Genomic DNA, 24,107 nt, shown 5'->3' on the forward strand with positions numbered 1-24,107 from the left:
ATTCGTTATATTCAATCACTTAGTTAATCGGAAATTGTTCGCAGCTCTTTCCGATTTTTTTTATTCTAGTATTTTTACTTCTTCATCTTTTTTCATTGGTTTTAGTGGTTATTTAATTAGTATCTGATTGTTTTTTATGGTGTAATTAATTCCGTGAATATCATCAAAGTAACTCATCACTTTTTCTATAGATTCATCACTAAAGCTGGCATTAAATTTCTCGTTAGCTAGTTTTTCGTTTTGGTTTACAATGGTTACGTTATAACGTCTTTCGAGTTTTGTAATAATATTTTTGAAGGTCATGTTTCTAAAAGTCAGCCCTCCGTTTATCCACGAAGTGTAGATGTCTGTCAAAACTGGTTTCGTCGAAATTTGAGCATTTCCTCTATTAAAACTTCCTTTAAAACCTGGCTTTAAAATCGTGTTTTTAGCTGCATCAAATTCCTCACTGGTATGATACATTCCTACTGAACCTTCAACCAGAACTACATCTGTCATCGCATCTTCAGGGTAATTCGAAACATTAAAATGGGTTCCTAAAACACGTACATTCAGCTTATCCGCATTTACGATAAAAGGGTGTTTTTTATCTTTGGCAACATCAAAAAAAGCTTCACCATCCAGAAATACTTGTCGGTTTTCACCTGCAATAAACTTCACCGGATATTTTAAAGTCGTTCCGGAGTTTAAGTGTACCAAAGTCCCGTCTGACAATTGCAACTGGAATTTTTTCCCGTATGGAATTTTAATCGTGTTATAAGAAACTTTCTCTACATCTGAACCTGTTTCATAAACCAGTTTGTTTCCGTTTTGATTCCCCACAACATTTCCTTTAGAATCTCTTACCTCAACAGAATTATCTTCAGAAATAATCTGAACATTACCATTTTCTAACTGCAGGACGATATCTGTACTCTTAAAATCGAATTTTGGTTCCGCAGTTTTATTCTGAAGATTTTGTTTGTAGAAAAATCCAACTCCCAACAAAATTATTACCGATGCAGCAATCGAAATGTGTTTTCTGAAATTTGATTTTTTCGGAGCAATAGCAATCGTAGTTTCATTTTCTTTTGATGAAGCCAGAATGTTCATGAAAATATCATCTGCGGTTTGCTGATTCATTTTCGGCATTTCGCCTAAAAGAGTTTGAACCTCTTCTACGGAAGGAAAATCATCCGTAAGTTTATTTTTTTTATAATAAGCGATTACCTCGTTCGTTTCTTCGGGCGTGCATTGGTTTAAAATAAACTTTTGAAGTAACTGTTTTATTTCTGAATTTGAATTCATTACGAATTGATTTTTAGGACTAGTTCTGATATAATACAGCTGAAAGGAATTTGAGTACTACTCAAACGTTATAAATTTTTTAATTTTAACATTTAAAATGAATAAAATATTCGCTAAAAACTTTGTGAAGCATTGATTTTAAAGACTTTATTGACTTGAAAATATTTTCAGAAAAAAGCAAAAAAAATCACCCACAAGGAGTGATTTTAATGGTTAGCTAGTTTTTATTTAAATCATTTCGTCGTGAACCTGAAAAAAAACCCGCATCGTTTCGAGTGCTTTACTCATCTGGTTCCTGACTGTATTTATCGAGATGCCGAGTTCCTGGCTTATTTCTTCATAACTCATCCCTTTTTTCCGGGACATTTTAAAGATTTGTTTCCGTTTCGGCGGTAATTGTTTCATGGCCTCTTTCCTAAGTTTTTTACAATCGGCTTCCCGAATAGAATAATCGCCATATTCGTGCGATTGCTGGCTTTCATAAAAAATCTCCTGTTTAAGCAAAACCTCATTTGCCGCTTTATTCAGAAAATTAAAAGCCTGATTTCGGGCAATAGTAAAAATATAAGCTTTAAATGATTGTTCCAGATTTAAGTTTTCGCGATTGAGCCAAACTTTCATAAAAACATCCTGAACATTTTCTTCGGCCGCTTCTTTTGATTTTAGAATACTAACACTATACCCATAGATATCCTGGTAATAAAAATCAAAAAGGGTACGAAAGGCTTTTTCGTTGCCATTTTTGAGTTCACTTACCAATAATTTTTCGCTATGGAGGTTCGCTTCTAACATTAATTTAATTAGTCTTTATTTAATTCTAATTATATTATGATACTATCAAAATGAGTGGTCTAATTTGCTGATGGGTTAGCAAATATATAAAAATATTATTCTCATCGAATATTCTCTAAAAAACTTAATTTAATTTTTTTGTTGTTTTTTTAATGAAGAAGTGCTGAAGTTCTTAATTTACAGGATTTATCAACTTAGCAGGTTTTTAACGTATATTTTACATTTAAAACACGCTAATTATCTTTTATTGTGAATATTCTTATTTAAGTTTTATTTCATGATAATTTGATATTCAACTTTCAAACAAAAAAAATCCTTTTATCTTTCTTAAAAAAAGACAAAAGGATGGTATAATAAAGAATCTTTAATAGATTCTGATTGGATTTTTGCGAACTAGTTTTTCAGGTCTTTTATTACTTTAAAAGCTACATCTACCTGATCTTCTCCTACCAAAATAGTAAACTCATTCGAAGTAGAAATTACCTCATTGATGATAATTCCTTCCCAGGCCAAACGCTGAAAAATGAAGTAATAAATACCCGGTACAACAATATTTTCTTTAGGCAATTTTACTGTAATTGAAGCTAAATTATCTAATTTCTGAATTAATTTTTCGCGCATAAAGTGTTTTTCAACCAAATGATTAACACTGCTGCTCACCACAATATTCGTTTCGTTTACACCACGTGAGGATGTATAAAAAATATCAGATAAAGCATTAATATCCGAAATAAGATCGGCTTGTTTGTTTAAAACTGTTTCAGAAGCTGCAAAAGTATAATCCGTCAACTCTGATCGAACCGTAATTTCGCCAATATTTTTGATGACTTTATTGATTTTATGATTCAGTTTAAAGTCAAGTTCTTCCGTAAGTCTTTTCAACGACATTACAACAGCGCCTTGTTTCACTTCTTTACCAAATTCACTTTCGAGTTCATTCATAATGTTCCGGGAAAGAGAAGTCAGATTGATAATTCCGAGTGATAACGCATTTAATAAAAAAGGCTTGGTCTTGATGTAATTTTCTACAATTGAAGAAACGGTTTTCATAATTTTTTTTTTTTTTTTGTAACTTAATTGGGTTGGTTTAGTTAATAGTGATGTTATAAATCTTTGCAAATATAAATAAAAAAACAATTTGTTACAATTATAACAATAAAAAATTATGTTAAAAGTGATAAAAAGCATCTGTAAGGTGTTCAATAGCAAATGATTCTCCATTTTTATGGATGGCAATGATGTCAAATCGAACCTCAAAATCTATTCCCCTATCGTTTATGTAGGCATTTACTGCTTTTAAAAGCAGCTGAATTTTTTTTGGCTTCACAAATTCTTCCGGAGAACCAAAATCTAAACTCGATCTGGTCTTGACTTCTATTATCGCTAAAACATCCTCTTTGAGTGCAATAATATCTATTTCGGCCTTTTGAAAAATCCAGTTTCGGTCCAGAATTTCATAACCGTTTTCAATCAGAAAATCCGCAGCTAGCTGTTCTCCTTTTTTTCCAAGTTCGTTGTGTTCAGCCATTTTTTGTTTTTTAAATATCAGTTCAAAATTGATGCAAATACAAAAAGACGTAAAGGCCGAATACACTTCCTTTGCGTCTTTTTAAGATTTTATATGTGGTATTTAAAGTTTCTTCTTAATCAAAAGAAGTTGTAGTGACTTTTATTTTTGAAAAACAACAGTACTTCCAGAAGCATTTACATCAATAGAAACGGTGCTACCCATGATAAGTGCTCTGTTGTCTCTGATGTGTCCTGCAGGAAAATTAAAAATAACAGGAATGTTATATTTTTTCGTTACGTCATCAATAATTTCCAGTGCATTTTTCCCCCACGGAATATCATTGTCTTTCATGCTCGTCATGGCTCCAATAACAATTCCTTTCAGATTTTCGATACAGCCATTTCGCCTTAAATTCATCATCATACGATCGATATGATATAGGTATTCATCTAAATCTTCCATAAATAAAATTTTGTCTCTACAATCTATTGCCGATTGCGATCCTAATAAACTGTATAGAATAGATAAATTCCCACCCACCAGTTCACCTGTTGCTTTTCCAAAACGATTCATTGGATCCGGACCTACTGTATAGGATAAGGGTTCACCAAATAAACTTGCTTTTAATGTACTTATGGCTTCGGGCGTGGCACGTGGAATACTCACCGGCATTGCACCGTGAATGGACTTATATCCCATTGTATTCAAATGATTATGCAAAACCGTAACATCACTAAAACCAATAATCCATTTTGGCTGTTGCTTAAACTTGGTGAAGTCAAGTAAATCAAGCATTCTTACAGTTCCGTATCCGCCTCGTACACACCAGATTGCTTTAATATTTGGATTATCCATCTGTTTCTGAAAATCCGCTGCACGCTGCTCATCAGTTCCTGCAAGCTGATGGGTATCAAGTCCAATGGTTGTTCCTATTACAGCCTCTAAACCCCAGCTGTGCAATAAATCCAGGGTAGGTTTTAAGTTATCATCGATGTTTTTTCTGGCTGTGGCTAAAATAGCGACTGTATCTCCTTTTTGTAAATAAGGTGGTGTTATCATGTGTTGTTGTGATTGACAGGTGAATGAATTTAGAGCAAAAATAACAAATGCTAATTTATAAAAAATCAAGTGTTTCTTACTGAATACGGAGCTTTTTAAGTACATGTTTTCTTTTGCTAAAAATTTTATTAAAAACAAAGATAAAATTTTTGGTAATTAAACGTATTTGAAATTTCTTACAAATAGAATATTTTTATAAATTTAATCAATTCAATTCAGGAAAACTTATACCAATGCTAAAATTTCGATTCGGTTTCTTTTTTATTTTAATAACAGCTTTACTACAGGCGCAATCAAAAAAATATGTCATCCATACGGTTGCATTTTACAATTTCGAAAATCTTTTTGATACTATAAATGATGCTACAACAAATGATGATGAGTGGACGCCCAAAGGAGCGCAGCACTGGACATTTGATAAATACAGTCAGAAACTAAAAAACCTCGCCAAAGTTTTATCCGAAATTGGAACGCCAGAAAACCGTAATGCACCGCTTTTTATTGGGGGTTGCGAAATCGAAAATAGAGGCGTTCTCGAAGATTTAATCAAAGAACCCATGATTTTAGATTTTGATTATGGCATCATTCATTTCGATTCGCCTGACAAACGCGGTATCGATGTGGCGCTTTTGTATCAGAAGAAATATTTCAAACCAACCTCTTTTTCGAACATACCTTTATATGTGTATAAAAATCAAATCGTTGAAAAAGACGAAAAAGACGAAAAAGACGAAAAAATAGAAGAAACTGAAGATCTGGAAATAGAAACAAAACCTGATAACAAGCGAATTTTTACACGAGATCAGCTATTGATTACTGGTTTTCTCGAAAACGAAGAAATCCATATTATTGTCAATCACTGGCCGTCTCGCTCCGGCGGAGAGAAAGCTTCGAGCCCCTATCGCGAAGCTGCAGGAAAACTCAACCGAAAAATCATCGATTCGCTACAACAAATAAATCCCGAAGCCAAAGTCATAACGATGGGCGATCTCAACGACGGACCTTATAATAAGAGTATCAAAGAAGCTTTGGGCGCAAAAGCTAAAAAAACCGAAGTTCCGGAATTCGGAATTTTTAACCCTTTCGAAGAAATGCAAAAAAGAGGTCAGGGCACCATTGCACATCGTGATGCCTGGGATATTTTCGACCAAATCATGATGACCGAATCGCTCATAAAACCTGATTTCTCAACCTATAAATTCTGGAAAGCCGGCATTTTCAACAAACCCTATCTCATACAAACCTCGGGACAATACAAAGGGTATCCCTTGCGCCACAGCCAGACCGAAATAGGTTTCAGCGACCATTTCCCCGTTTATATTTATCTCATAAAAGAAAAACGTTAACACCGTAGAATCGCACAACTTTACCAATGTATTAAGTTAAGGTTCTATTTTGAAAAGCTGTTGCTTAATAGATTTCCATTCCAATTTTTATCGTAGAGGCGCACAGCAGTGCGTCTTACACAATCTGAATAAATTGTGTTTACCTAACCTAAGACACACTGCTGTGTGTCTCTACCCAAATTTTCCTTAACTTAGCATCTCAGAACCTTAGTAACTCAGCACCTTAAAAAATGGCCATAGCAAAACCTTTCAACCTTACCAAATGGATCGATGATAACCGTCATTTACTAAAACCACCCGTTGGAAACAAAAATCTTTATATAGATTCGGGCGATTATATTGTTATGATTGTTGCCGGTCCAAATGCCCGAAAAGACTATCATTACAACGAAACCGAAGAGCTTTTTTACCAACTCGAAGGCAGTATAAAAGTCGTAATCCAGGAAGATGGCGAGCGCAAAGAAATGGTTTTAAACGCTGGCGACATGTACCTTCATCCTGCCAATGTACCGCACTCACCTGTACGTTCCGAAGGTTCAATCGGACTCGTAATTGAGCGGAAACGTGTCGGAAAAGGATTTACCGATGGATTGCTTTGGCATTGCGACAACTGCAATCATAAACTCTACGAAGTACGTTTTGAACTAAAAGATATCGAAAAAGATTTCCTTCCACATTTCGAGCATTTCTACAATTCAGAAGCCCTAAGAACCTGCGATAAATGCGGAACCATAATGGAATCGGACCCAAGATTTGTAGCCAAGAAGTAGTTTAATAAGGAGCTATTTCCTGCTATCCGCTATATCTTTTGTGGCGAACCCCGCCACAAAAGGATGTCGCTTCTATCAGGGCTAGGGGCAGTTGTTTTCAGAAGAAGGTTTAATAAAAAAATAAGAAGTGAAACAAACTAACAAAATAAAAACTACTAACTCTGTAACGAATAGTTATGAAGAAGATTATTTCAAAGAGTTAAAAGGTGAAATTGCACAAGGAAAATTAGATTATAAAGAAGGGAATTTTATTTCTCACGAAGAAATGCTTTTGGAGTTGAAAAATAAAAAAAAACAGCTTAATCCGTAAAACCTGTGATCCAAAAAAACTACAACTCAAACCTTTTCCCCTGCTCAGGATAAATAATCTTAACTCCCAAATCATTTTGCTGTTTCAGTTCTTCCTTAACTTTTGTGATGTTTTTTGTTGGCGGTTTCAAGTGCGTCACGATAATTTTAAAACCTTTTAGAGAATCCTTTCCAGCCAATTCTTCCAGAACATGTAATTCTTTCATCAAATAATTTGGTGTCAAATGCCCAAACAAAAATTTGTCCGGCTGCTCATTCGGGAACGAAACTTCAATAAAAATTCCTTTCAGTTGTTTGCTTTGAACTAAGGGTGCAATTGCGGTCCATAATTTTCGTAAATTATCACTTTTCTCTACTTCATCGGGGCCAGTATCTCCTAAATACAAAGCGTAATTCTCTCCGTTTTCAACTAAAAAAGCCGTGCTTTCAAAAGGGTTTACATGACTTAACGGAAACGCTTTTACCGTCATCGTTGTATTGGTAATTGGAGTTTCTTCTTCTAAATTTAAAGTCTGAAAATGGTATTTTTTTAAATGATTTCCAGGTCCTGCATCGCCAAAATTCGCCCAGGTTTCATCATTAAAATAATGTTTTTCCATCATTTCCATACATTTATCCGTGGCGTAAACTGTTTTTGAAGAATCCGCAGGCGAGTTGATAATCAAACCCGAAACGTGATCTAAATGCGCGTGCGAAATCAAATAGCCTTTGATGTATTTTCTTAAAACTTCACTCGCCGAAATCCTGAATGTTTTTTTCTCAATTGCTTTTTCGATTCCGGAATTTACCGTTCCCGCATCCAAACAAATAAAATCGATTGTGTTGGTTGGAGCCAGTAAATAAGCCGAAAGATTCTTCTCATCAATACCGCCTTTTACACCTAAAGGCACGACCTGAAAAGCTGATTTTGGTGATTTTTGAGCAATTGTCAAAAATGAAACCAGCAGTAAAACAATCAAAAAACGATTAAAATTAGTCATAGCAAAAATATTAATGCCACAAATTTCACCAATTAACCCGAATAAATTAGTGTGAATTAGTGAAATTCGTGGCAAAAAAGAAGCATTCTTCTGAGAAGCGGAAATGCTTTTTCTAAAAACATACTTCTTCAATCGATTAAATTCATCTAAATTTACTCTGATTTTAACACCAAAATTTGATTAAAATTCAACTCGAAATAATATCTTTACGAAAAAATATAACAATTTTAACTAAAAAAGTTACAATGACAACAATAGCATCGCAATTTGGAATGAATGAAGCTCTGGAAAAATTGGGCATCAAAACGATAAATGAAGGGACTTCGACTGGTGCGGAAAACTTTTCATCAGGAGAAACATTAGCAAGTTATTCACCTGTTGACGGTAAATTAATTGCTTCGGTAAAAATGTCAACACCTGCTGATTACGAGAAAGTAATGCAGTCGGCAACCGCAGCATTCAAGACTTTCAGGTTAATTCCTGCTCCACAGCGTGGAGAAATTGTACGTCAGTTTGGACAAAAGTTACGTGAGAATAAAGAAGCTCTTGGAAAATTAGTTTCGTATGAAATGGGTAAATCTTTACAGGAAGGTTATGGAGAAGTTCAGGAAATGATCGATATTTGTGATTTTGCTGTAGGATTATCACGCCAATTACACGGTTTAACCATGCACTCTGAGCGTCCAGGACATAGAATGTACGAACAATATCATTCATTAGGTGTTGTCGGAATCATCTCGGCGTTTAACTTTCCGGTGGCAGTTTGGGCATGGAACACCGCTTTGGCATGGATTTCTGGTGACGTTTGCGTGTGGAAACCATCTGAAAAAACCCCTTTATGTGGCGTTGCCTGTCAAAACATTATGGCTGAAGTAATCAAAGAAAATAATTTACCAGAAGGTATTTCTTGTTTGATAAACGGCGATTACAAAATAGGGGAATTAATGACTGCTGACACCCGTATTCCGTTAATTTCGGCTACAGGTTCTACCCGCATGGGTAAAATTGTAGCGCAGGCTGTTGCAGGTCGTTTAGGGAAATCATTATTAGAATTGGGAGGTAACAATTCGATTATTGTAACACCTGATGCCGATATAAAAATGACCGTAATCGGAGCTGTTTTTGGAGCTGTGGGAACCGCAGGACAACGTTGTACCTCAACACGTCGTTTGATTATTCACGAAAGTATTTATGATAAAGTAAAAGACGCTTTGGTAGCAGCTTACAAACAATTACGTATCGGAAATCCATTGGACGAAAACAATCATGTTGGGCCCCTAATCGATACGCATGCTGTTGAAATGTATGCCAGCGCTCTAAATAAAGTAGTGGCTGAAGGCGGAAATATTCTGGTAGAAGGCGGCGTTCTTTCAGGCGAAGGTTACGAAAGCGGCTGTTATGTAAAACCAGCTATTGCCGAAGCTCAAAATTCTTTTGCAATTGTGCAACACGAGACTTTTGCGCCAGTTTTATACTTAATCAAATATTCTGGAGATGTAGATAATGCCATCGAACTTCAGAACGGAGTGGCTCAGGGATTATCATCAGCAATTATGACCAATAATTTACGTGAAGCTGAAAGATTTTTATCAGTTACTGGTTCAGATTGTGGAATTGCAAATGTAAATATCGGAACTTCTGGTGCTGAAATTGGTGGTGCTTTTGGAGGAGAAAAAGAAACTGGCGGTGGTCGTGAATCAGGTTCTGATGCCTGGAAAATCTATATGCGCCGTCAAACGAATACCATCAATTATACGACAAGTTTACCTTTGGCACAAGGAATTAAATTTGATTTGTAATCTTCGAAAAATATAAAAACCAAAAAGCCGTCTAAAATTTTAGACGGCTTTTTTATATAAGAAAAACTTCTTTATTAATTCAAGTTAAAAGAAGCTCCTAAGCTAAACGTAACCTGATTGTTTAAATGATCGAATAAATCGTTATCATCACTGTATTTTGCAATAGGAAAACCAAGTTCTGTAAAAACTCCAAATCCGTCAGTAAAAAAGTAACGACCTCCTACATGACCTCCAAAATTGTGCAGTCCTAAACTTAAACCCGGGTAAATATCCAGTTGATCCACTCCTATTACACTGCTTAAGTTTGCATTAATTCTGGCTTTAGCATCAAAACGATCCTTAAATTCAGGTTTTTCATCTGTATAAGCAACTTCATGGTAAAATCCATTATAATTATCTACTCCTAATAAATAAGTCGAAACAAATCCGAAAGAGAAGTTTTCGCCTAAACCAAAATCAACTGATCCCTGAATTCCAGAACCACCGTCCTGAAGATTAGCACCAACATTCACTCTGATATCTCCTTTTCCTGTAAATGCCTGTTGCGCCTGAGTAGTTCCGAATACTACTAAAAACAATAGCGTAATAACTTTTTTCATAAATTTAAAATATTAATTATTTGGGATGTAAAATTAGTCTTTTACTGATTAATTCCTACCTCTTTCTTCAAAATACAATTCATTTAGTGGTTCACTCTGCCAGAACTCTTTGGTATCCACGTTCATAATGGTTAGCGGTCCTTTAAAAGCGGCTCCGGTATCTACGTTCCACACACAGGCTTTTTGTATCGGGATTGTTTGCCCAATTCGGGTCACAGGTGTATGTCCTATAAAAATTTCTTTATACAAGGTTAAGCGCTTAGGATAGAATGCGTCATCTATCTTAATATTTTCATCCAAAGAAAGAGCGGTTTCCCAAAGTGTTCTGTCCCAATAAAATAATTTTGGGAAATATTCATAATTTACCCCATTCATATTGGTAAAGCCTGCATGCACAAAAAGCCTATTCTGCTCATCCAGATGATAGTCTTTCAGCGATTTCAAAAAGGCAATATGTTTTTCTATTTTTTCGGCCGAAACTTTGGCGTAGGCATCAACGGTAGCCTGTCCTCCATGCTTAAACCACATTTCTTCGTCTATGTTTTCGAATCTTTTTTCAAGCCAGTCTAATGCCAGCTGATCATGATTTCCTCTGATGCAGATACAGTTTTGCCTGCTTTGCAAATACATTAAATAATCAATTACTTGTGGTGAGTGGCTCCAGCCATCAACATAATCGCCTAGAAATAATAAAGTATCTTTTTCGGTAACATTGGCTTTTTTCATCACTTGTTCCAGTGCCAGTAAACCGCCATGTATGTCGCCTATAACAAATGTTCGCATTTTATTTTATTTGGGTGTAGAATTACAAAAATAAAGAAAATGATTTGTTTGAGTGAAATAAGTTGTTAATCTTTAACATGCTATTTTTATGAATTTTGTCATTTCAAGTCCTAAATTTGTAGCATGTCTGACACGCCAACATATCGCAAAATTATTCATATTGATATGGATGCTTTTTATGCCTCGGTAGAGCAGATGGACAATCCTGCTTTGCGGGGAAAACCTGTTGCTGTGGGCGGTTCAGAAAACAGAGGTGTTGTTTCGGCAGCGAGTTATGAAGCCAGAAAGTTTGGTGTTCGGAGTGCTATCAGTGGGGTTTTGGCTAAAAAATATTGTCCTGAAATTATATTTGTGCGTCCCCGTTTTGATCGCTACAAAGAGATTTCGAATAAAATTCATAAAATTTTTCATGACTATACCGATCTGGTAGAACCTCTTTCGCTGGATGAAGCTTATCTGGATGTTACGATTAATAAAAAAGGAAATCCCAGTGCCACATTACTCGCACAGGAAATTCGATTACGGATCCTGAATGAAGTAGGAATATCTGCCTCAGCCGGAATTTCGGTAAATAAATTTGTTGCCAAAATTGCTAGTGATTACAACAAACCTAATGGTCAAAAAACAGTAAATCCAGACGAGATTGAAGCTTTTTTAGAAGAATTACCCATTCGGAAATTTTATGGTGTTGGAAAAGTAACGACTGAAAAAATGTATCAGTTAGGGATTTTTACCGGAGCTGATTTAAAAACAAAATCGGAAGAGTTTCTGGAAAAACATTTTGGTAAATCCGGGAGATTTTATTTTCATGTTGTGCGTGGAATCCATAATAGCGAAGTAAAACCTTCCCGAAATGCCAAGTCAGTTGCAGCAGAACATACTTTTGATGTCAATCTTTCGTCTGAAATATTTATGCTGGAACAACTGGAAAGAATTGCAACTTCGCTGGAACGACGTTTAAAAAAGCATAATGTTTCCGGAAAAACTGTTACCCTTAAAATAAAATACAGCGATTTTAGCCAGCAAACCCGAAGCAAAACACTGCCTTATTTTATAGCCGATAAAAGTCTGATTCTCGAAACGGTTGAAGAATTATTGTATCAGGAAAGAATGAAAGATTCTGTTAGATTACTCGGTATTTCATTAAGTAATTTGAATACCGAACAAAAAAAAGCGGTCGTGGTACAATTAAAATTTGCATTTTGATTTGCTTAAACAAGCGTTAAATGCTACTTTTATTCTTCTTATAAAAAGCTTTCGGTTTATCTTTGAATAAAAACTGTCTTATGAATTACGATGATGATTATGGAGAGACTTTTGCTCAGTATGATACTAGCCCAAAAGCTAACATCATACCCATTCTTTCATGGGATTTTCATTATGAGCTGCTTAACGAATTAAAAAAATATTCATTTGATCTAAAAAGAATCCAACAGATTGCTCATCATTTTAAATGGGATACAACCGATTTAAAAATCAAAACCCGTTTACAGGAAGAAGTAATTGTGATAACCAATTTAGAACAAAAAATTGTTTTTGCTTCAAATGGAATTTTAAAAATGACTGGCTATAAAGAGGCAGAAATTTTAGGCAAAAAGCCCAAAACTTTTCAGGGTCCGCAAACTTCTCTAACCGATTTGAAAGAAATAAGAACGGCTATCAAAAAACAAAAGCCATTTGAAAAAACTATTGTTAACTATAAAAAAAATGGGGAACTTTATAACTGCAAAATAACTTGTTTCCCTGTATTTAATCTAAACAAAGAAATAACTCACTTTATCGCTTTTGAAAAAGTGGCATAAAAAAGCCTTTTTGAAATTTCAAAAAGGCTTTTCTTTTGATTTAAAAACTTATACTCCTAACTTCTTAGCAATATCTGTCGGAAGTCCTCCTTTGTTTACCATAAGAGCCGTAGTTTTATATTTTACGAAATTTTTGGTTACAAATAAGAATCCTTTATAATCGTTTGTTTCTCCCCAGGAATTTTTCACGATATAATATTCTTTACCTGTCTGATCTTTGGCTAAGCCAATGATATGCATTCCGTGATCATCTGTTGTGGTATAATTATCAAAAGCAGCCTGACGCATTTCAGGAGTGATTTCTGGTTCAGCTTTGGGTCCGTTAAACATGTCTGCTTTTTCCTCAGCTGTCATTTCATCATATTTTTTAGACGGAACATATGCAACACCATTTTTCCAGCTAAAGCTTTTTTCGCTTACATCTGTGGCCCAGGCAACAGTATAGCCTTTTTTCAAAGCATTGTCAATAACATCTGTCATATCATTTACTTTTACGTTATAAACCTGATCAAATGACCAGTTGTCCGGCACCTGTAATAATGTTTTTTGGTAGTACGGAGCGCTTGTAAAAGAAGACATTTCGATATACTCGTCAGGATTAATTCCTACCACTTCTTTTGCAAAAGACTGAGGTGTATAATTTTTTCCTTTATAAGTAAAATTGTCTGGTGTTTTTCCTAAATAAGAATCAATAACGGCAGCATAAGCTTTTTCCCAGTTAGGCGTTAATTCTCCGTTTGGATTTTTTACTACAGCAGCCAAAACCCCTTCGATAAGAGCGGCCATTTCTCCAAATTTATTTTTATCGGTTCCGTAGTTTAAACCGGTATAAACTTCTCTCGGAACGGTACCGTATTTTTTATACATATTAATTACATCGTGCAAAGAACCTCCATCACCTAAAGTAACAGCACCGTGCATACGCACATAACTTTTACCTTTTTCTACATACACATTTCTAGCCGAATAAATCTGAGACAATTCAACAGGCTGTTTTCCTAAACGAATCATTTCTGATTCTAAAAATGAATTTGAAGCATAACTCCAACACGTTCCTGACGAACCCTGAGTTTTTACAGAAGTGGTTCCTAAATTGATTTCTTCAGTAAATTTGAAGTTTTCTTTGCTTTTGTCACTCGCATTTAGTTTCAATGAGTTTACCAAAACGTCTTGTGCAAAACAAGTCGTTGCTCCAACAAAAAATGCCGATGCAACGATAAATGATTTCATCGTAATTTTATACATAATCAATGATTTAAATAGTTACTTATTAGTAGCCATTATTTTATTTTCGTTACAAATCAATTAAATTTTAACTAAAAAAACTATTCTTTTATCGTTAATTATTATACAATATTTTCGTTAAGCATCCAATCCTTACAAATTATGCAAAACAGTAATTCTACATACAATCAAATCGAATTACTTTTTTTTATAAACTAAATAAGTTTCGCCTACTTTCAGAAATAGCATTTAGGAAATCTTAAAAATATTCAGCAAAATAAAATAATTCAACCCTATTAGAAACTAAATAGCTTTCCATAAAAGTTCTATTTTAAAAGTAAAAAAATCGCTTTAATCGAAAACTGTGCTCCACAGACAACCTCATCCGAAGCTCCATAATAAATGGTTATGGTATCACCATCCGGCTCCAGTATATGTCCATTGGTAAAAACAACATTCCCGAAAAAACCAGTTAATTCATAAGTCGCAGTGGGTACCATAATTGGGGCTTCTGTTCGGGCAATCACTTTTGTGGGGTCTTTTAAATCCATCAAAAAAGCGCCTAAACAATATTGGTTTTCTGCATTGGCACCATGATAGATTTCAAGCCAGCCTTCTTTTGTTTTTATTGGAGCTGCTCCTGCTCCCACCCGCTTACTATCCCAAAATCCTTTTCTGGTTTTGATGATACATTTGTGATTTCCCCAATGAATCCCATCCGGTGATGATGCAATCCAAATAAAATTTCCTCCAATTTCGACTGAACTGGGACGATGCAAAGCGTAATACAAACCTTCAATTTTCTCTTCAAAAATAGCGCAATCTTTATTATGGGGTGGCAATATCATGCCGTGAGACTGAAAATTTATCCAATCCGTAGTGGTTCTCAGCCCAACGCCAACTCCATTATCAGAAACGGCAGTAAACGTGAGATAATATATTTGCTCAATCTTTGAAACACGACAATCTTCAATGCCAAAAGTTTCCAAAATTCCTTCACCCACTAACAAAGGATAATTTTCCGGTTCGTAAAACGAATAACCATCATCACTGCACAATAACCTTAAATGGGAAAGTGTAGTAAGATAATCTACACCTTTATACGTAATTACTCTGGGATCACGGGCATCCAGATCAGGATCACTCGTATTGATTTCAATAATTTCCGTGGCTCCTGTTTGCGTAAGAACTGGAAATGAAATTACTCCAGCTACCTGTTTTGGTCGTTCGGCAACACGAACAATGAGCCAAATTTTTTCTTTAAATCTAAAAACACCTGGATTAAGCAAACTGGTAATCTCTAAACCTTTTGCACTTGGAGTTAAATCCTGGGGAGATAACAATGGATTTCTTTCGAAGCGTTTGGCTATATCTTTCATTCGATTTAAAATTTTAACTGTTTTGAAAAGGCATTCCAGGTAAACGATTTTACTCAAAAAAATCTGTTGTACTCAAATGTACGAAACTATCTCTTGAATAATCATTCCAATTTCTGTAATCCAAAAAACATAACGCATAAAAAAACCGTCAAAAATACATTTGACGGTTTCTTCAATTTTATTTCTGAGAAGTTTACTCTACCTCAGTAACTCTCATGGTATTTACCATTCCTTTATCTTTAATCGGCATTGCAGCAAGGTTGATTAAGTAATCTCCTTTTACAGCATATCCTTTTTGTCTTGCGATTTCGTTAACATCCGTTACCGTATCATCTGTACTTTCGTCTTTATCATAGAAGTATGATTTTACTCCCCATAATAAATTCAATTGCGTTAAGATTCTTTTGTTTGAAGTAAAAACTAAAATGTGTGCAGATGGTCTCCAAGCCGAAATCTGGAAAGCAGTATAACCGCTATTTGTCAAAGTACAAATTGCTTTTGCTTTGATTTCATTTGCCAGTAAAGCTGCCTGATGACAAACTGTTTTAGTTACAAAACGTTTCGTTTTAATTTGTGGTGTGTTTTGTGGAACCTGGATAAGCGGAGAATCCTCAACTGCCTCACAAATCTGAGTCATTTTTTGAATAACCTGTACCGGATAATTTCCTGTAGCCGTTTCTCCAGACAACATTACCGCATCTGCTCCGTCCATTACCGAGTTGGCAACGTCATTTACTTCTGCACGTGTTGGTGTTAAACTTGTAATCATGGTTTCCATCATTTGTGTTGCCACAATAACCGGAATTCTAGCTGTTTTAGCTCTTCTGATCAAATCTTTTTGTACCAATGGCACTTCGTGAGCAGGAAGTTCAACTCCTAAATCTCCACGCGCTACCATCAAACCATCACAATACGCTACAATCTTATCCATGTTCTCAAGAGCTTCCGGCATTTCGATTTTAGCAATAATTGGAATTTTAACATCTGAATGTTTTGCGATCAATTCTTGTAAATCCTGTAAGTCACGAGGCGTTTTTACAAACGAAAGTGCAATCCAATCTACTTTTTGCTCAATAGCAAAAATCGCATCAGCAATATCTTTTTCTGTTAAAGCTGGTAAAGAAATCTTAGTATTAGGAAGGTTAACTCCTTTTTTAGATTTTAATTCTCCACCCTGAATAACTTTAGCAACAACTTCTGTTTTCTTATCTGTCGAAATAATTTCGAAAATCAATTTACCGTCATCAAGCAAAATACGCTCTCCTGCATTTACATCATTCGGGAAGTTTTGATATTTCATGAATACTTTCTGAGCAGTACCTAAAATATCTTCGGCAGTTGTAAAAGTGATAATATCACCATCGTTTACAACAGTTCCTTCTTCCATTACACCTACTCTAAGTTTAGGTCCCTGTAAATCTCCTAAGATGGCAGTAGTATATCCAAACTCTTCATTTAAACCTCTAATAATATCGATTTTTTCTTTTACTCCTTCGTAATCAGCATGCGAAAAATTGATTCTGAACACATTAACCCCTGCATCAATCATATCCTTGATAATCTCTCTGGTACTACATGCAGGCCCTAGTGTAGCTACAATTTTAGTTTTTTTGTTTGTTAGCATTTTTTTTAAAAAATTAAATTGTTTTTTGATTTTATTTTGTTTGTATCCACCGCATAAATAGCCGCAATACTCTCAATTGTATTTAGCTTTTGCTGGATTTCCGAAAAATTCATAGCCTCATCGCTATTGTCTATTTTCAGAAAAAAATCGACTTTTTTGAATTCAGGAAGTAAACGAATTGTTGTTGAAACCTCACTTGTTTCATTTGAAAACAAATTCTGAAAATCATTTGTACTCACTGAAATGATTTCATTTTTATTCTGAATCAAATTCCATGAAAGGGCTTTCTCAGTGTCATAGTAATAGAATCTCGAAAAACTTGCTTCGCCTTCCTTCGTTTGAGCATGGATCTCATTTTTGCTCTTACTTAAGTTTATCGGAAGTTTTTGATTGATAAAATAAGCCAGTCGATAATCTTCTAATGAAGTATGAATGGCCAGTAAATAATAATCAATCTCGTCAAATTCGTCTAAATCCAATCTATGAATTGCCATATCATGAAAAATCAAGTTGTAAATATACTATTTCTAACGGAGCATAAACAGCTAAGTTCTGCTTGTTTTTGTTAATTTTTGAACGAAAACGTTATAGCTTTAAGAATCTTACGGCATTTTTGTCGTTATTTCTTATCTATTTTTTCCTGAAATGCAAAATAAGCACGTTGTGATGCTTTCTCTTCCGCCTTCTTTTTTGATGTCGCTCTTGCTCTTGCAATTACTTTATCATCTATACTCAGTTTCACACCAAAAAGGCGTTGTCCGTCGATACCATTATCTTCAAAAATATCATAATGAAAGATTCTTTTTTCTTTCTGACACCATTCGATAACCAGACTTTTATAACTGATAACTTTTCCTTCTAAACGAACAATATCTACATAAGGCGTAATAACTCTATTCTGAATGAATTTTTCACAAAAAGAATAACCACGATCCAAATAAATAGCCCCAATAAGTGATTCGAAAATATTACCATGAATGTTTTCCCCAAAATGTTGAATGGGCACTTTGCTTTCTACAAAACGCACCAAATTCAAATCTTTTCCTAACTCATTCAAATGCTCACGACTCACGATTTTTGAACGCATTTTAGTCAGATAGCCTTCGTCTCCGTTTGGCGCTTTATTGTACAAATGTGCAGCAATAACAGCACTCAACATGGCATCTCCCAGGAATTCTAACCGTTCATAGTTGATAGGATGCCCGGATTCGTCTAATTTATTTGAAGATCTATGAGTAAATGCTTTCTTATAAAAACCTATCGAAACAGGTTCAAAACCAAGTATTTTCTGAATAGTGTCAAAAAAAATCCCGTCTTCTTGAGAACGGGATTTTGAAAATATTTTTTTGATAATATTCATAAAAGAATTACTCAGCCAATTTTTTAAACAATACACAAGCATTGTGTCCACCAAAACCAAAAGTGTTACTCATCGCAACATTTACTTCTCTTTTTTGAGGTTTGTTTAAGGTAAGATTCAATGAAGGGTCGATATTTTCATCCACAACACTATGATTAATCGTTGGCGGAACAATACCGTGTTGCATCGCCAGAATAGAAGCAATTGCCTCGATAGCTCCTGCAGCACCAAGTAAGTGACCTGTCATAGATTTTGTAGAGTTGATGTTGATGTTTTTTGCATGAGCGCCAAAAACAGCACTGATTGCTTTTAATTCGGCAACATCTCCTAATGGAGTAGAAGTACCGTGAGTGTTGATATGATCCACATCTTCAGGATTCAGTCCAGCGTCTCTTAATGTATTTTTCATTACTGCAATAACGCCAATTCCTTCTGGATGTGGTGCTGTTAAGTGGTAAGCATCAGATGACATTCCGCCTCCGCCAACTTCGCAATAAATTTTTGCACCTCTGGCTTTAGCATGTTCGTAATCTTCCAGAACCAAAGCTCCTGCTCCTTCACCTAAGACAAAACCGTCGCGGGTAGCATCAAAAGGTCTTGAAGCTGTTTCCGGAGTTTCATTTCTAGTTGATAAAGCGTGCATGGAACTAAAACCTCCCATACCAGCAATAGTTACGGCAGCTTCTGATCCGCCTGAGATAATAACATCACACATTCCTAAACGAATGTAGTTGAAAGCATCAATTAAAGCATTTGCCGAAGAGGCACATGCTGAAACTGTAGTATAATTTGGCCCCATATAACCGTTACGCATCGAAATGTGTGCTGGCGCAATGTCGGCAATCATTTTAGGGATAAAGAAAGGATTAAATTTTGGAGTTCCATCGCCTTTGGCATAGTATAAAACTTCTTCCTGAAAAGTCTCTAATCCGCCAATTCCTGCACCCCAAATAACACCTACTCTTTGTTTATCAATATTATCATCTGTAAGTCCAGCATCTTTAATAGCTTCGTCACTTGCAGCAACAGCATATTGAGCAAATTTATCTAACCTACGAGACTCTTTACGATCCATATAGTCTTCAATATTGAAGTTCTTTACTTCACAGGCAAACTTTGTCTTATGCTTTTCTGTATCATAATATGTGATAGGAGCAGCTCCGCTAACACCATTCACGAGTGCATCCCAATACTCCTGGATATTATTCCCGATAGGAGTAAGAGCACCTAATCCTGTTACAACAACTCGCCTTAATGCCATAATATATGTTTTGTATCTTTAAACAAATAAAACCCACGCTTTCTTAACTGTATTGTTACATAAGAGCCATGGGCATTACAATATAAATATATCTTTTTGATTGATAACCAATCGAAATTTCAATTTTAAAAAATAATAACACCCGACTTTTAGAAATTCCAAACTTTTTAAACAACAAACTCCAGTTTTGGGATTTGGGTATTCAATTTTGGAATTTCTAAAATTCGGGTGTGGTATTATTATTTTTTAGCTTCCTCGATATAAGAAATAGCTTGACCAACAGTAGCAATGTTCTCTGCTTGATCGTCTGGAATTTGAATATCAAATTCTTTCTCGAATTCCATAATAAGCTCAACAGTGTCTAATGAGTCAGCTCCTAAATCATTAGTGAAGCTTGCTTCTGTTACAACTTCGTTTTCGTCAACACCTAATTTGTCTACGATAATCGCTTTTACTCTTGATGCAATGTCTGACATAATCTTTAATTTTAGAATTTAATTTGTTGGCAAAAATAAAAAACTTTATTTTAAAACAACTATTTAGTTAATAAATGTGATACTAATTTATAAAATTAATTTCAAGAAAGCCCTTTTAATACTATTTATTTTCGATTTTTATTCCGTTTTTTGCATTCTCAAAATAAAGTTGATTATGAAAAAAATTGTTGTTTTTGCCTCAGGTTCAGGAAGTAATGCCGAAAATATCATTAAACATTTTAAAAAATCAAAAGTTGCAAATGTAGTTTCGGTCTTTACCAATAATGTAAATGCAAAAGTGATCGAAAGAGCAAAAAATCATCACATTTCGACCGAAATCTTCTCAAAAAACGAACTTTTAAGCCGAAACGTATTACAAAAAATACAGGAAATCGACCCAGATCTGATCGTTTTGGCCGGATTCTTATTAAAGTTTCCTGAAGACATAATTGCCCTATATCCAGATAAAATAATCAACATACATCCTGCGCTTTTGCCTAATTATGGAGGCAAAGGAATGTACGGAATGCACATACACAGGGCGATAGTCGAAAATAAAGAGAAAGAAACCGGAATCACCATTCATTTTGTAAACGAAAATTATGACGAAGGTGCCATCATTTTTCAGAAAAGCGTAGCCTTAAACGAGACTGATACTGCAGAAACTGTTGCTGAAAAGATTCACGAGTTAGAACAAAAATACTTTCCGGAGATCATTTCACGTTTATTAGAAAACTAATTTTATGAAAAAGGCAGCCTTAACCTTACTATTCGTTTTATTATCGAATACTATATATTGTCAGGAAAGATTAGAAATAAAAAGAATTGGTTTCTCGATTGGTATTCCAAAAAAATGGCTTTCGCAAAACAATACCGAAGTCCTGAACAACTTAAACAACTACGATTTTACAGACAAACAGATTAACAATTTGCTTATTTCTGATGGTTCTTCTGTTAGTTTAGCGACATACGTTAAATATGACCCTAAAACTTATCCGGGAATCATTCCAACAATTAAAATCCGTACAAGGGAGAACAAAACGACCAGTTTAGAAGATTTTTTAAAACAGGTACAAAACTCCAATATCGAAGCCCAAAAATCTTTAGACGATTTTCGATTTATCGAAAACCCTCGAATAGTAGAACTTTCTAAACAAAAAGTGGTTAAATTCTCGGTTCAGTTTGTTTTAAAAAACAACAATAAACCTCATATTATTAACAGTACAAGTTATTATATTCCTAAAGACGGCTATTATATTTCTATCAATTTTATTGAAGAATATGGAAAAGAAAATAATAGCGAGCTTTTTGAAGCATTAATAGAAGGCATATCGCTTACAAATAATTAAATGTCACACGAAGTACACATATATACAGATGGCGCTGCCAAAGGAAATCCCGGAAATGGCGGATATGGCGTTGTGATGGAACTGGTAGGAACGCCACATAAAAAAGAATTCTACGAAGGTTTTCGCCTCACGACCAATAACCGAATGGAATTGCTGGCCGTAATTGTGGGTCTGGAAAAACTAAAAAACCCAAACATGAAGGTTTTAGTTATTTCGGATTCTAAATATGTTGTCGATTCTGTTCTAAAAAAATGGGTTTTTGGCTGGGAGAAAAAAGGTTATACCGGTAAAAAAAATCCTGATTTATGGAAACGCTTTCTGATTGTTTATCGCAAACATCAGGTCGATTTTAAATGGATAAAAGGACACAACAACCATCCGCAAAACGAACGCTGCGACGAATTGGCCGTAATGGCGTCGATGCAGCCTAAACTTTCGGTTGATGTTTATTACGAAACCATTGGTTCTAAATCATAAAAAAATAACGCGCCAAAAACAATTGTTTCCCACGCGTTATAACCGTTCTTAAAGGTACTAACTTAAACGATTTTTACTCTTTATCTAAATCTTTTGCAGTTTTAAATCCAACCAAAAGTCCGATACCTGCCATTATAAAAATAATCGAAGGATAAACTGCACCATCATTTAGAGAAGTGTAGGTTGTGATAAGCAACGCAAGAAAAATTCCAGCACCGCTTCCGATTAATAAGAAGGCCAGATTTACAACAAAAATTTTCCAGGCTGAGCCTCCGTTTATTTTTCCTTTTAAAAATATACTGGCATCAACACCTTTTTCTATAAGAGCCAAACGCTCTCTGTTTCTTGTTGAATAAATTAGATAAACAATCCCGAAGATCATTAAGAAAAGACTAATTGGAATTAAAATTTGTGGTCCCATAATTTTTATGTTTTATAATTGATTGATACTCCATAGGACGAGGGGTTTTTATTTTAGGTTACACCTTTTTAAAAATAAATTCCAAAATTTTTAAATTCCAAATTCCAAAAATCACTGATTATCAGTTAATTTTGAGTTTTATTTTTATTATTTAAAATTCAAATCCTCTCAATTCTTTAAAATATTTAACAATAAATGAAGCGAATTTCGGTCGATGCTGAGATTCCTACGGAATGACAAACTGTGTGTTGAAAATTTGTACACAAAGAAATCCTCAAACTTGTCATTCCGTAGGAATCCCAGTAAAGTTATTCGACAAACAAATTATAAGTCAATACTTGAGATTCTTACGTAATGAATAATGCACACAATACTCTGAATGATGATTTTTTAAATATTTAATTTTTTAAAAATTCAAGAATTGGAATTTGGAATTTATTTTTTGGAATTTATTTTTTGGAATTTTTATAAATTCTTGTAACCTAAACTGTATAACTTTCGTCCTATACAATATGAGTACTTTGAGCGATCAACATTATATCGATAAAATTTTACAGGGTGAAACCAATGTTTTTGCCGTGTTGGTAGATCGTTATAAGGATATGATTTTTACATTGGCACTCAAAATGGTCAAAAATCGTGAGGAAGCCGAGGAAGTTGCGCAAGATACTTTTATCAAAATTTATAATTCTTTGAATAAGTTTAAAGGAGATTCGAAATTTTCAACCTGGATTTATAAAATTGCTTACAACACCTGTTTGGATAGATTGAAGAAAAGCAAAAAGGAAGAAAATAATATTTCGATAGATGAATTTTCGGCACATCTGATCAAAACGATGGATAACGCCTTGAGTGCTTTGGAAGAAAAAGAACGAAAGCAAACGATTCAGAATTGTTTGAATGTATTGCCAAATGATGAAAATTTCTTGCTAACTTTATTTTATTTTGAAGATCAGAGTTTAGACGAAATTGGCAAGATTATGAATATTACGGCCAATAATGCCAAAGTAAAATTATTTAGAAGCCGACAAAAATTAGCCGTAATTTTGAAAAAGCAATTAGAACCAGAAACGATAGATTATTATGAAAGAGAGCGATAAAAATATAGAAAATCTTATTGAAAAAATGATGAGCGAAGACACTTTGCAATCGCCATCTATGGACTTTACTTCGAATATAATGTCTCAGATTTTGGTTGCAGAGAAAGTTCAGCCTAAAGTTTACCAGCCTTTAATCTCAAAATCGGTTTGGTTTTTTGTAATTGTACTTATGATTGCTTTGGGAGTTTACGCGAATTTCTTTTCAGGGACTGGATACAATTTAGAAATTGGCAAATCGTATTCGGATAAAATTTCTAGTGTTTTTTCTGGTATTCATTTTTCTAAAAAAACGGTGTACGCCATTTTGATTGTTCCTGTTATGGTTTTGATTCAGATTACTTTATTGAAGAATTATTTTGATAGGAAGTATGAGTTGTAGATTAATAAAAAGAAAATTATA

27 protein-coding genes are annotated in these 24,107 nt (G+C 34.6%); 11 read left to right on the forward strand and 16 right to left on the reverse strand.

What is annotated here, in order from left to right:
• Window positions 1–108: 108 nt before the first annotated feature.
• From GON26_RS19660 to GON26_RS19680, 5 genes are all read right to left on the reverse strand, one after another.
• Window positions 109–1,287: a FecR family protein gene (locus tag GON26_RS19660; protein ID WP_160376478.1), complete on the reverse strand. Its 1,179-nt coding sequence runs from the start codon at window positions 1,285–1,287 to the stop codon at window positions 109–111.
• Window positions 1,288–1,515: 228 nt separating this feature from the next.
• Window positions 1,516–2,079, reverse strand: a complete 564-nt coding sequence (locus GON26_RS19665) for an RNA polymerase sigma factor (RefSeq protein WP_160376479.1) — start codon at window positions 2,077–2,079, stop codon at window positions 1,516–1,518.
• Window positions 2,080–2,472: 393 nt separating this feature from the next.
• Window positions 2,473–3,129 (reverse strand): aspartate kinase, encoded by a 657-nt coding sequence (locus tag GON26_RS19670; RefSeq protein WP_140503575.1) that lies wholly within the window; start codon window positions 3,127–3,129, stop codon window positions 2,473–2,475.
• Window positions 3,130–3,247: 118 nt separating this feature from the next.
• The gene (locus GON26_RS19675; protein WP_160376480.1) at window positions 3,248–3,607 is read right to left on the reverse strand and encodes a YraN family protein; all 360 of its coding nucleotides are present in this window, start codon (window positions 3,605–3,607) and stop codon (window positions 3,248–3,250) included.
• Window positions 3,608–3,748: 141 nt separating this feature from the next.
• Complete coding sequence (locus GON26_RS19680; protein ID WP_230407971.1) at window positions 3,749–4,648, reverse strand: S66 peptidase family protein; 900 nt, start codon at window positions 4,646–4,648, stop codon at window positions 3,749–3,751.
• A 233-nt stretch (window positions 4,649–4,881) separates the two neighbouring features.
• Here GON26_RS19680 and GON26_RS19685 point away from each other — a divergent pair, with 233 nt between their 5' ends.
• The 3 genes from GON26_RS19685 to GON26_RS19695 all read left to right on the forward strand — a co-directional run bounded on the left by GON26_RS19685 (window position 4,882) and on the right by GON26_RS19695 (window position 7,074).
• Window positions 4,882–5,994, forward strand: coding sequence for an endonuclease/exonuclease/phosphatase family protein (locus GON26_RS19685; RefSeq protein ID WP_160376481.1), 1,113 nt, complete (start codon window positions 4,882–4,884; stop codon window positions 5,992–5,994).
• A 230-nt stretch (window positions 5,995–6,224) separates the two neighbouring features.
• Complete coding sequence (locus GON26_RS19690; protein ID WP_160376482.1) at window positions 6,225–6,764, forward strand: 3-hydroxyanthranilate 3,4-dioxygenase; 540 nt, start codon at window positions 6,225–6,227, stop codon at window positions 6,762–6,764.
• 127 nt (window positions 6,765–6,891) lie between these two features.
• Window positions 6,892–7,074 carry a hypothetical protein gene (locus GON26_RS19695; protein ID WP_160376483.1) on the forward strand — a complete coding sequence of 61 codons (183 nt, stop codon included), beginning with the start codon at window positions 6,892–6,894 and terminating at the stop codon, window positions 7,072–7,074.
• Window positions 7,075–7,093: 19 nt separating this feature from the next.
• On the opposite strand, the gene GON26_RS19700 is transcribed toward GON26_RS19695, so the two are convergent.
• Entirely contained in the window at window positions 7,094–8,053 is a 960-nt protein-coding gene (locus GON26_RS19700; RefSeq protein WP_160376484.1) for an MBL fold metallo-hydrolase, read from the reverse strand.
• Window positions 8,054–8,298: 245 nt separating this feature from the next.
• Here GON26_RS19700 and amaB point away from each other — a divergent pair, with 245 nt between their 5' ends.
• Window positions 8,299–9,852 (forward strand): L-piperidine-6-carboxylate dehydrogenase, encoded by a 1,554-nt coding sequence (gene amaB, locus GON26_RS19705; RefSeq protein ID WP_160376485.1) that lies wholly within the window; start codon window positions 8,299–8,301, stop codon window positions 9,850–9,852.
• A gap of 74 nt (window positions 9,853–9,926) precedes the next feature.
• Here amaB and GON26_RS21705 read toward each other — a convergent pair whose 3' ends face one another.
• Window positions 9,927–10,451, reverse strand: coding sequence for a DUF6646 family protein (locus GON26_RS21705; RefSeq protein WP_230407972.1), 525 nt, complete (start codon window positions 10,449–10,451; stop codon window positions 9,927–9,929).
• Window positions 10,452–10,499: 48 nt separating this feature from the next.
• Window positions 10,500–11,234, reverse strand: coding sequence for a metallophosphoesterase family protein (locus GON26_RS19715; RefSeq protein ID WP_160376486.1), 735 nt, complete (start codon window positions 11,232–11,234; stop codon window positions 10,500–10,502).
• Window positions 11,235–11,357: 123 nt separating this feature from the next.
• Here GON26_RS19715 and dinB point away from each other — a divergent pair, with 123 nt between their 5' ends.
• Window positions 11,358–12,440, forward strand: a complete 1,083-nt coding sequence (gene dinB / locus GON26_RS19720; RefSeq protein WP_160376487.1) for a DNA polymerase IV — start codon at window positions 11,358–11,360, stop codon at window positions 12,438–12,440.
• Window positions 12,441–12,520: 80 nt separating this feature from the next.
• Window positions 12,521–13,036, forward strand: a complete 516-nt coding sequence (locus GON26_RS19725; RefSeq protein ID WP_160376488.1) for a PAS domain-containing protein — start codon at window positions 12,521–12,523, stop codon at window positions 13,034–13,036.
• Between the two features lie 48 nt (window positions 13,037–13,084).
• On the opposite strand, the gene GON26_RS19730 is transcribed toward GON26_RS19725, so the two are convergent.
• From GON26_RS19730 to GON26_RS19760, 7 genes are all read right to left on the reverse strand, one after another.
• A complete protein-coding gene (locus GON26_RS19730) occupies window positions 13,085–14,281 on the reverse strand; it encodes a C1 family peptidase (protein WP_160376489.1) in 1,197 nt (398 codons plus the stop codon).
• A 305-nt stretch (window positions 14,282–14,586) separates the two neighbouring features.
• Window positions 14,587–15,639, reverse strand: coding sequence for a glycoside hydrolase family 130 protein (locus tag GON26_RS19735; protein ID WP_160376490.1), 1,053 nt, complete (start codon window positions 15,637–15,639; stop codon window positions 14,587–14,589).
• A gap of 193 nt (window positions 15,640–15,832) precedes the next feature.
• Window positions 15,833–17,263 carry a pyruvate kinase gene (gene pyk, locus GON26_RS19740; protein WP_160376491.1) on the reverse strand — a complete coding sequence of 477 codons (1,431 nt, stop codon included), beginning with the start codon at window positions 17,261–17,263 and terminating at the stop codon, window positions 15,833–15,835.
• 5 nt (window positions 17,264–17,268) lie between these two features.
• Entirely contained in the window at window positions 17,269–17,757 is a 489-nt protein-coding gene (locus tag GON26_RS19745) for an IPExxxVDY family protein (protein ID WP_160376492.1), read from the reverse strand.
• Window positions 17,758–17,882: 125 nt separating this feature from the next.
• A complete protein-coding gene (gene rnc, locus GON26_RS19750) occupies window positions 17,883–18,623 on the reverse strand; it encodes a ribonuclease III (RefSeq protein WP_160376493.1) in 741 nt (246 codons plus the stop codon).
• Between the two features lie 7 nt (window positions 18,624–18,630).
• Window positions 18,631–19,884, reverse strand: a complete 1,254-nt coding sequence (gene fabF / locus GON26_RS19755) for a beta-ketoacyl-ACP synthase II (protein WP_160376494.1) — start codon at window positions 19,882–19,884, stop codon at window positions 18,631–18,633.
• A gap of 239 nt (window positions 19,885–20,123) precedes the next feature.
• On the reverse strand, window positions 20,124–20,360 hold the full coding sequence (locus GON26_RS19760) for an acyl carrier protein (RefSeq protein WP_007137004.1): 237 nt from the start codon (window positions 20,358–20,360) through the stop codon (window positions 20,124–20,126).
• Between the two features lie 175 nt (window positions 20,361–20,535).
• Between GON26_RS19760 and purN the strand changes: the two genes are divergently transcribed.
• The 3 genes from purN to rnhA are packed head-to-tail and all read left to right on the forward strand — an operon-like array spanning window position 20,536 to window position 22,186.
• The gene (purN, locus tag GON26_RS19765) at window positions 20,536–21,099 is read left to right on the forward strand and encodes a phosphoribosylglycinamide formyltransferase (RefSeq protein WP_160376495.1); all 564 of its coding nucleotides are present in this window, start codon (window positions 20,536–20,538) and stop codon (window positions 21,097–21,099) included.
• A 4-nt stretch (window positions 21,100–21,103) separates the two neighbouring features.
• Window positions 21,104–21,709, forward strand: coding sequence for a hypothetical protein (locus GON26_RS19770; protein ID WP_160376496.1), 606 nt, complete (start codon window positions 21,104–21,106; stop codon window positions 21,707–21,709).
• Window positions 21,710–22,186 (forward strand): ribonuclease HI, encoded by a 477-nt coding sequence (gene rnhA / locus GON26_RS19775; protein ID WP_160376497.1) that lies wholly within the window; start codon window positions 21,710–21,712, stop codon window positions 22,184–22,186.
• A 73-nt stretch (window positions 22,187–22,259) separates the two neighbouring features.
• Here the strand turns inward: rnhA and GON26_RS19780 are convergent, their stop codons facing one another.
• Complete coding sequence (locus GON26_RS19780) at window positions 22,260–22,607, reverse strand: DUF6249 domain-containing protein (protein ID WP_160376498.1); 348 nt, start codon at window positions 22,605–22,607, stop codon at window positions 22,260–22,262.
• A gap of 512 nt (window positions 22,608–23,119) precedes the next feature.
• On the opposite strand from GON26_RS19780, the gene GON26_RS19785 reads away from it, so the two are divergent.
• On the forward strand, window positions 23,120–23,707 hold the full coding sequence (locus GON26_RS19785; RefSeq protein WP_160376499.1) for an RNA polymerase sigma factor: 588 nt from the start codon (window positions 23,120–23,122) through the stop codon (window positions 23,705–23,707).
• Window positions 23,691–24,086, forward strand: a complete 396-nt coding sequence (locus tag GON26_RS19790; RefSeq protein ID WP_160376500.1) for a hypothetical protein — start codon at window positions 23,691–23,693, stop codon at window positions 24,084–24,086. Before GON26_RS19785 ends, GON26_RS19790 begins: the two co-directional genes overlap by 17 nt.
• Window positions 24,087–24,107: the final 21 nt, after the last annotated feature.

The organism is Flavobacterium hydrocarbonoxydans (assembly GCF_009789235.1).
Lineage (GTDB): Bacteria > Bacteroidota > Bacteroidia > Flavobacteriales > Flavobacteriaceae > Flavobacterium > Flavobacterium hydrocarbonoxydans.

Excerpts from the sequence above, each read along its gene's own strand:
- pyk (WP_160376491.1), bottom strand. The coding sequence starts at position 17,263 with ATGCTAACAAACAAAAAAACTAAAATTGTAGCTACACTAGGGCCTGCA.
- fabF (WP_160376494.1), bottom strand. The coding sequence starts at position 19,884 with ATGGCATTAAGGCGAGTTGTTGTAACAGGATTAGGTGCTCTTACTCCT.
- GON26_RS19680 (WP_230407971.1), bottom strand. The coding sequence starts at position 4,648 with ATGATAACACCACCTTATTTACAAAAAGGAGATACAGTCGCTATTTTA.
- GON26_RS19725 (WP_160376488.1), top strand. The coding sequence starts at position 12,521 with ATGAATTACGATGATGATTATGGAGAGACTTTTGCTCAGTATGATACT.
- GON26_RS19665 (WP_160376479.1), bottom strand. The coding sequence starts at position 2,079 with ATGTTAGAAGCGAACCTCCATAGCGAAAAATTATTGGTAAGTGAACTC.
- GON26_RS19745 (WP_160376492.1), bottom strand. The coding sequence starts at position 17,757 with ATGGCAATTCATAGATTGGATTTAGACGAATTTGACGAGATTGATTAT.
- GON26_RS19660 (WP_160376478.1), bottom strand. The coding sequence starts at position 1,287 with ATGAATTCAAATTCAGAAATAAAACAGTTACTTCAAAAGTTTATTTTA.
- GON26_RS19760 (WP_007137004.1), bottom strand. The coding sequence starts at position 20,360 with ATGTCAGACATTGCATCAAGAGTAAAAGCGATTATCGTAGACAAATTA.
- GON26_RS19785 (WP_160376499.1), top strand. The coding sequence starts at position 23,120 with ATGAGTACTTTGAGCGATCAACATTATATCGATAAAATTTTACAGGGT.
- GON26_RS19690 (WP_160376482.1), top strand. The coding sequence starts at position 6,225 with ATGGCCATAGCAAAACCTTTCAACCTTACCAAATGGATCGATGATAAC.
- GON26_RS21705 (WP_230407972.1), bottom strand. The coding sequence starts at position 10,451 with ATGAAAAAAGTTATTACGCTATTGTTTTTAGTAGTATTCGGAACTACT.
- GON26_RS19730 (WP_160376489.1), bottom strand. The coding sequence starts at position 14,281 with ATGTATAAAATTACGATGAAATCATTTATCGTTGCATCGGCATTTTTT.
- GON26_RS19700 (WP_160376484.1), bottom strand. The coding sequence starts at position 8,053 with ATGACTAATTTTAATCGTTTTTTGATTGTTTTACTGCTGGTTTCATTT.
- GON26_RS19735 (WP_160376490.1), bottom strand. The coding sequence starts at position 15,639 with ATGAAAGATATAGCCAAACGCTTCGAAAGAAATCCATTGTTATCTCCC.
- rnc (WP_160376493.1), bottom strand. The coding sequence starts at position 18,623 with ATGAATATTATCAAAAAAATATTTTCAAAATCCCGTTCTCAAGAAGAC.
- purN (WP_160376495.1), top strand. The coding sequence starts at position 20,536 with ATGAAAAAAATTGTTGTTTTTGCCTCAGGTTCAGGAAGTAATGCCGAA.
- GON26_RS19780 (WP_160376498.1), bottom strand. The coding sequence starts at position 22,607 with ATGGGACCACAAATTTTAATTCCAATTAGTCTTTTCTTAATGATCTTC.
- GON26_RS19715 (WP_160376486.1), bottom strand. The coding sequence starts at position 11,234 with ATGCGAACATTTGTTATAGGCGACATACATGGCGGTTTACTGGCACTG.
- GON26_RS19675 (WP_160376480.1), bottom strand. The coding sequence starts at position 3,607 with ATGGCTGAACACAACGAACTTGGAAAAAAAGGAGAACAGCTAGCTGCG.
- GON26_RS19670 (WP_140503575.1), bottom strand. The coding sequence starts at position 3,129 with ATGAAAACCGTTTCTTCAATTGTAGAAAATTACATCAAGACCAAGCCT.
- dinB (WP_160376487.1), top strand. The coding sequence starts at position 11,358 with ATGTCTGACACGCCAACATATCGCAAAATTATTCATATTGATATGGAT.
- rnhA (WP_160376497.1), top strand. The coding sequence starts at position 21,710 with ATGTCACACGAAGTACACATATATACAGATGGCGCTGCCAAAGGAAAT.
- amaB (WP_160376485.1), top strand. The coding sequence starts at position 8,299 with ATGACAACAATAGCATCGCAATTTGGAATGAATGAAGCTCTGGAAAAA.
- GON26_RS19770 (WP_160376496.1), top strand. The coding sequence starts at position 21,104 with ATGAAAAAGGCAGCCTTAACCTTACTATTCGTTTTATTATCGAATACT.
- GON26_RS19685 (WP_160376481.1), top strand. The coding sequence starts at position 4,882 with ATGCTAAAATTTCGATTCGGTTTCTTTTTTATTTTAATAACAGCTTTA.
- GON26_RS19790 (WP_160376500.1), top strand. The coding sequence starts at position 23,691 with ATGAAAGAGAGCGATAAAAATATAGAAAATCTTATTGAAAAAATGATG.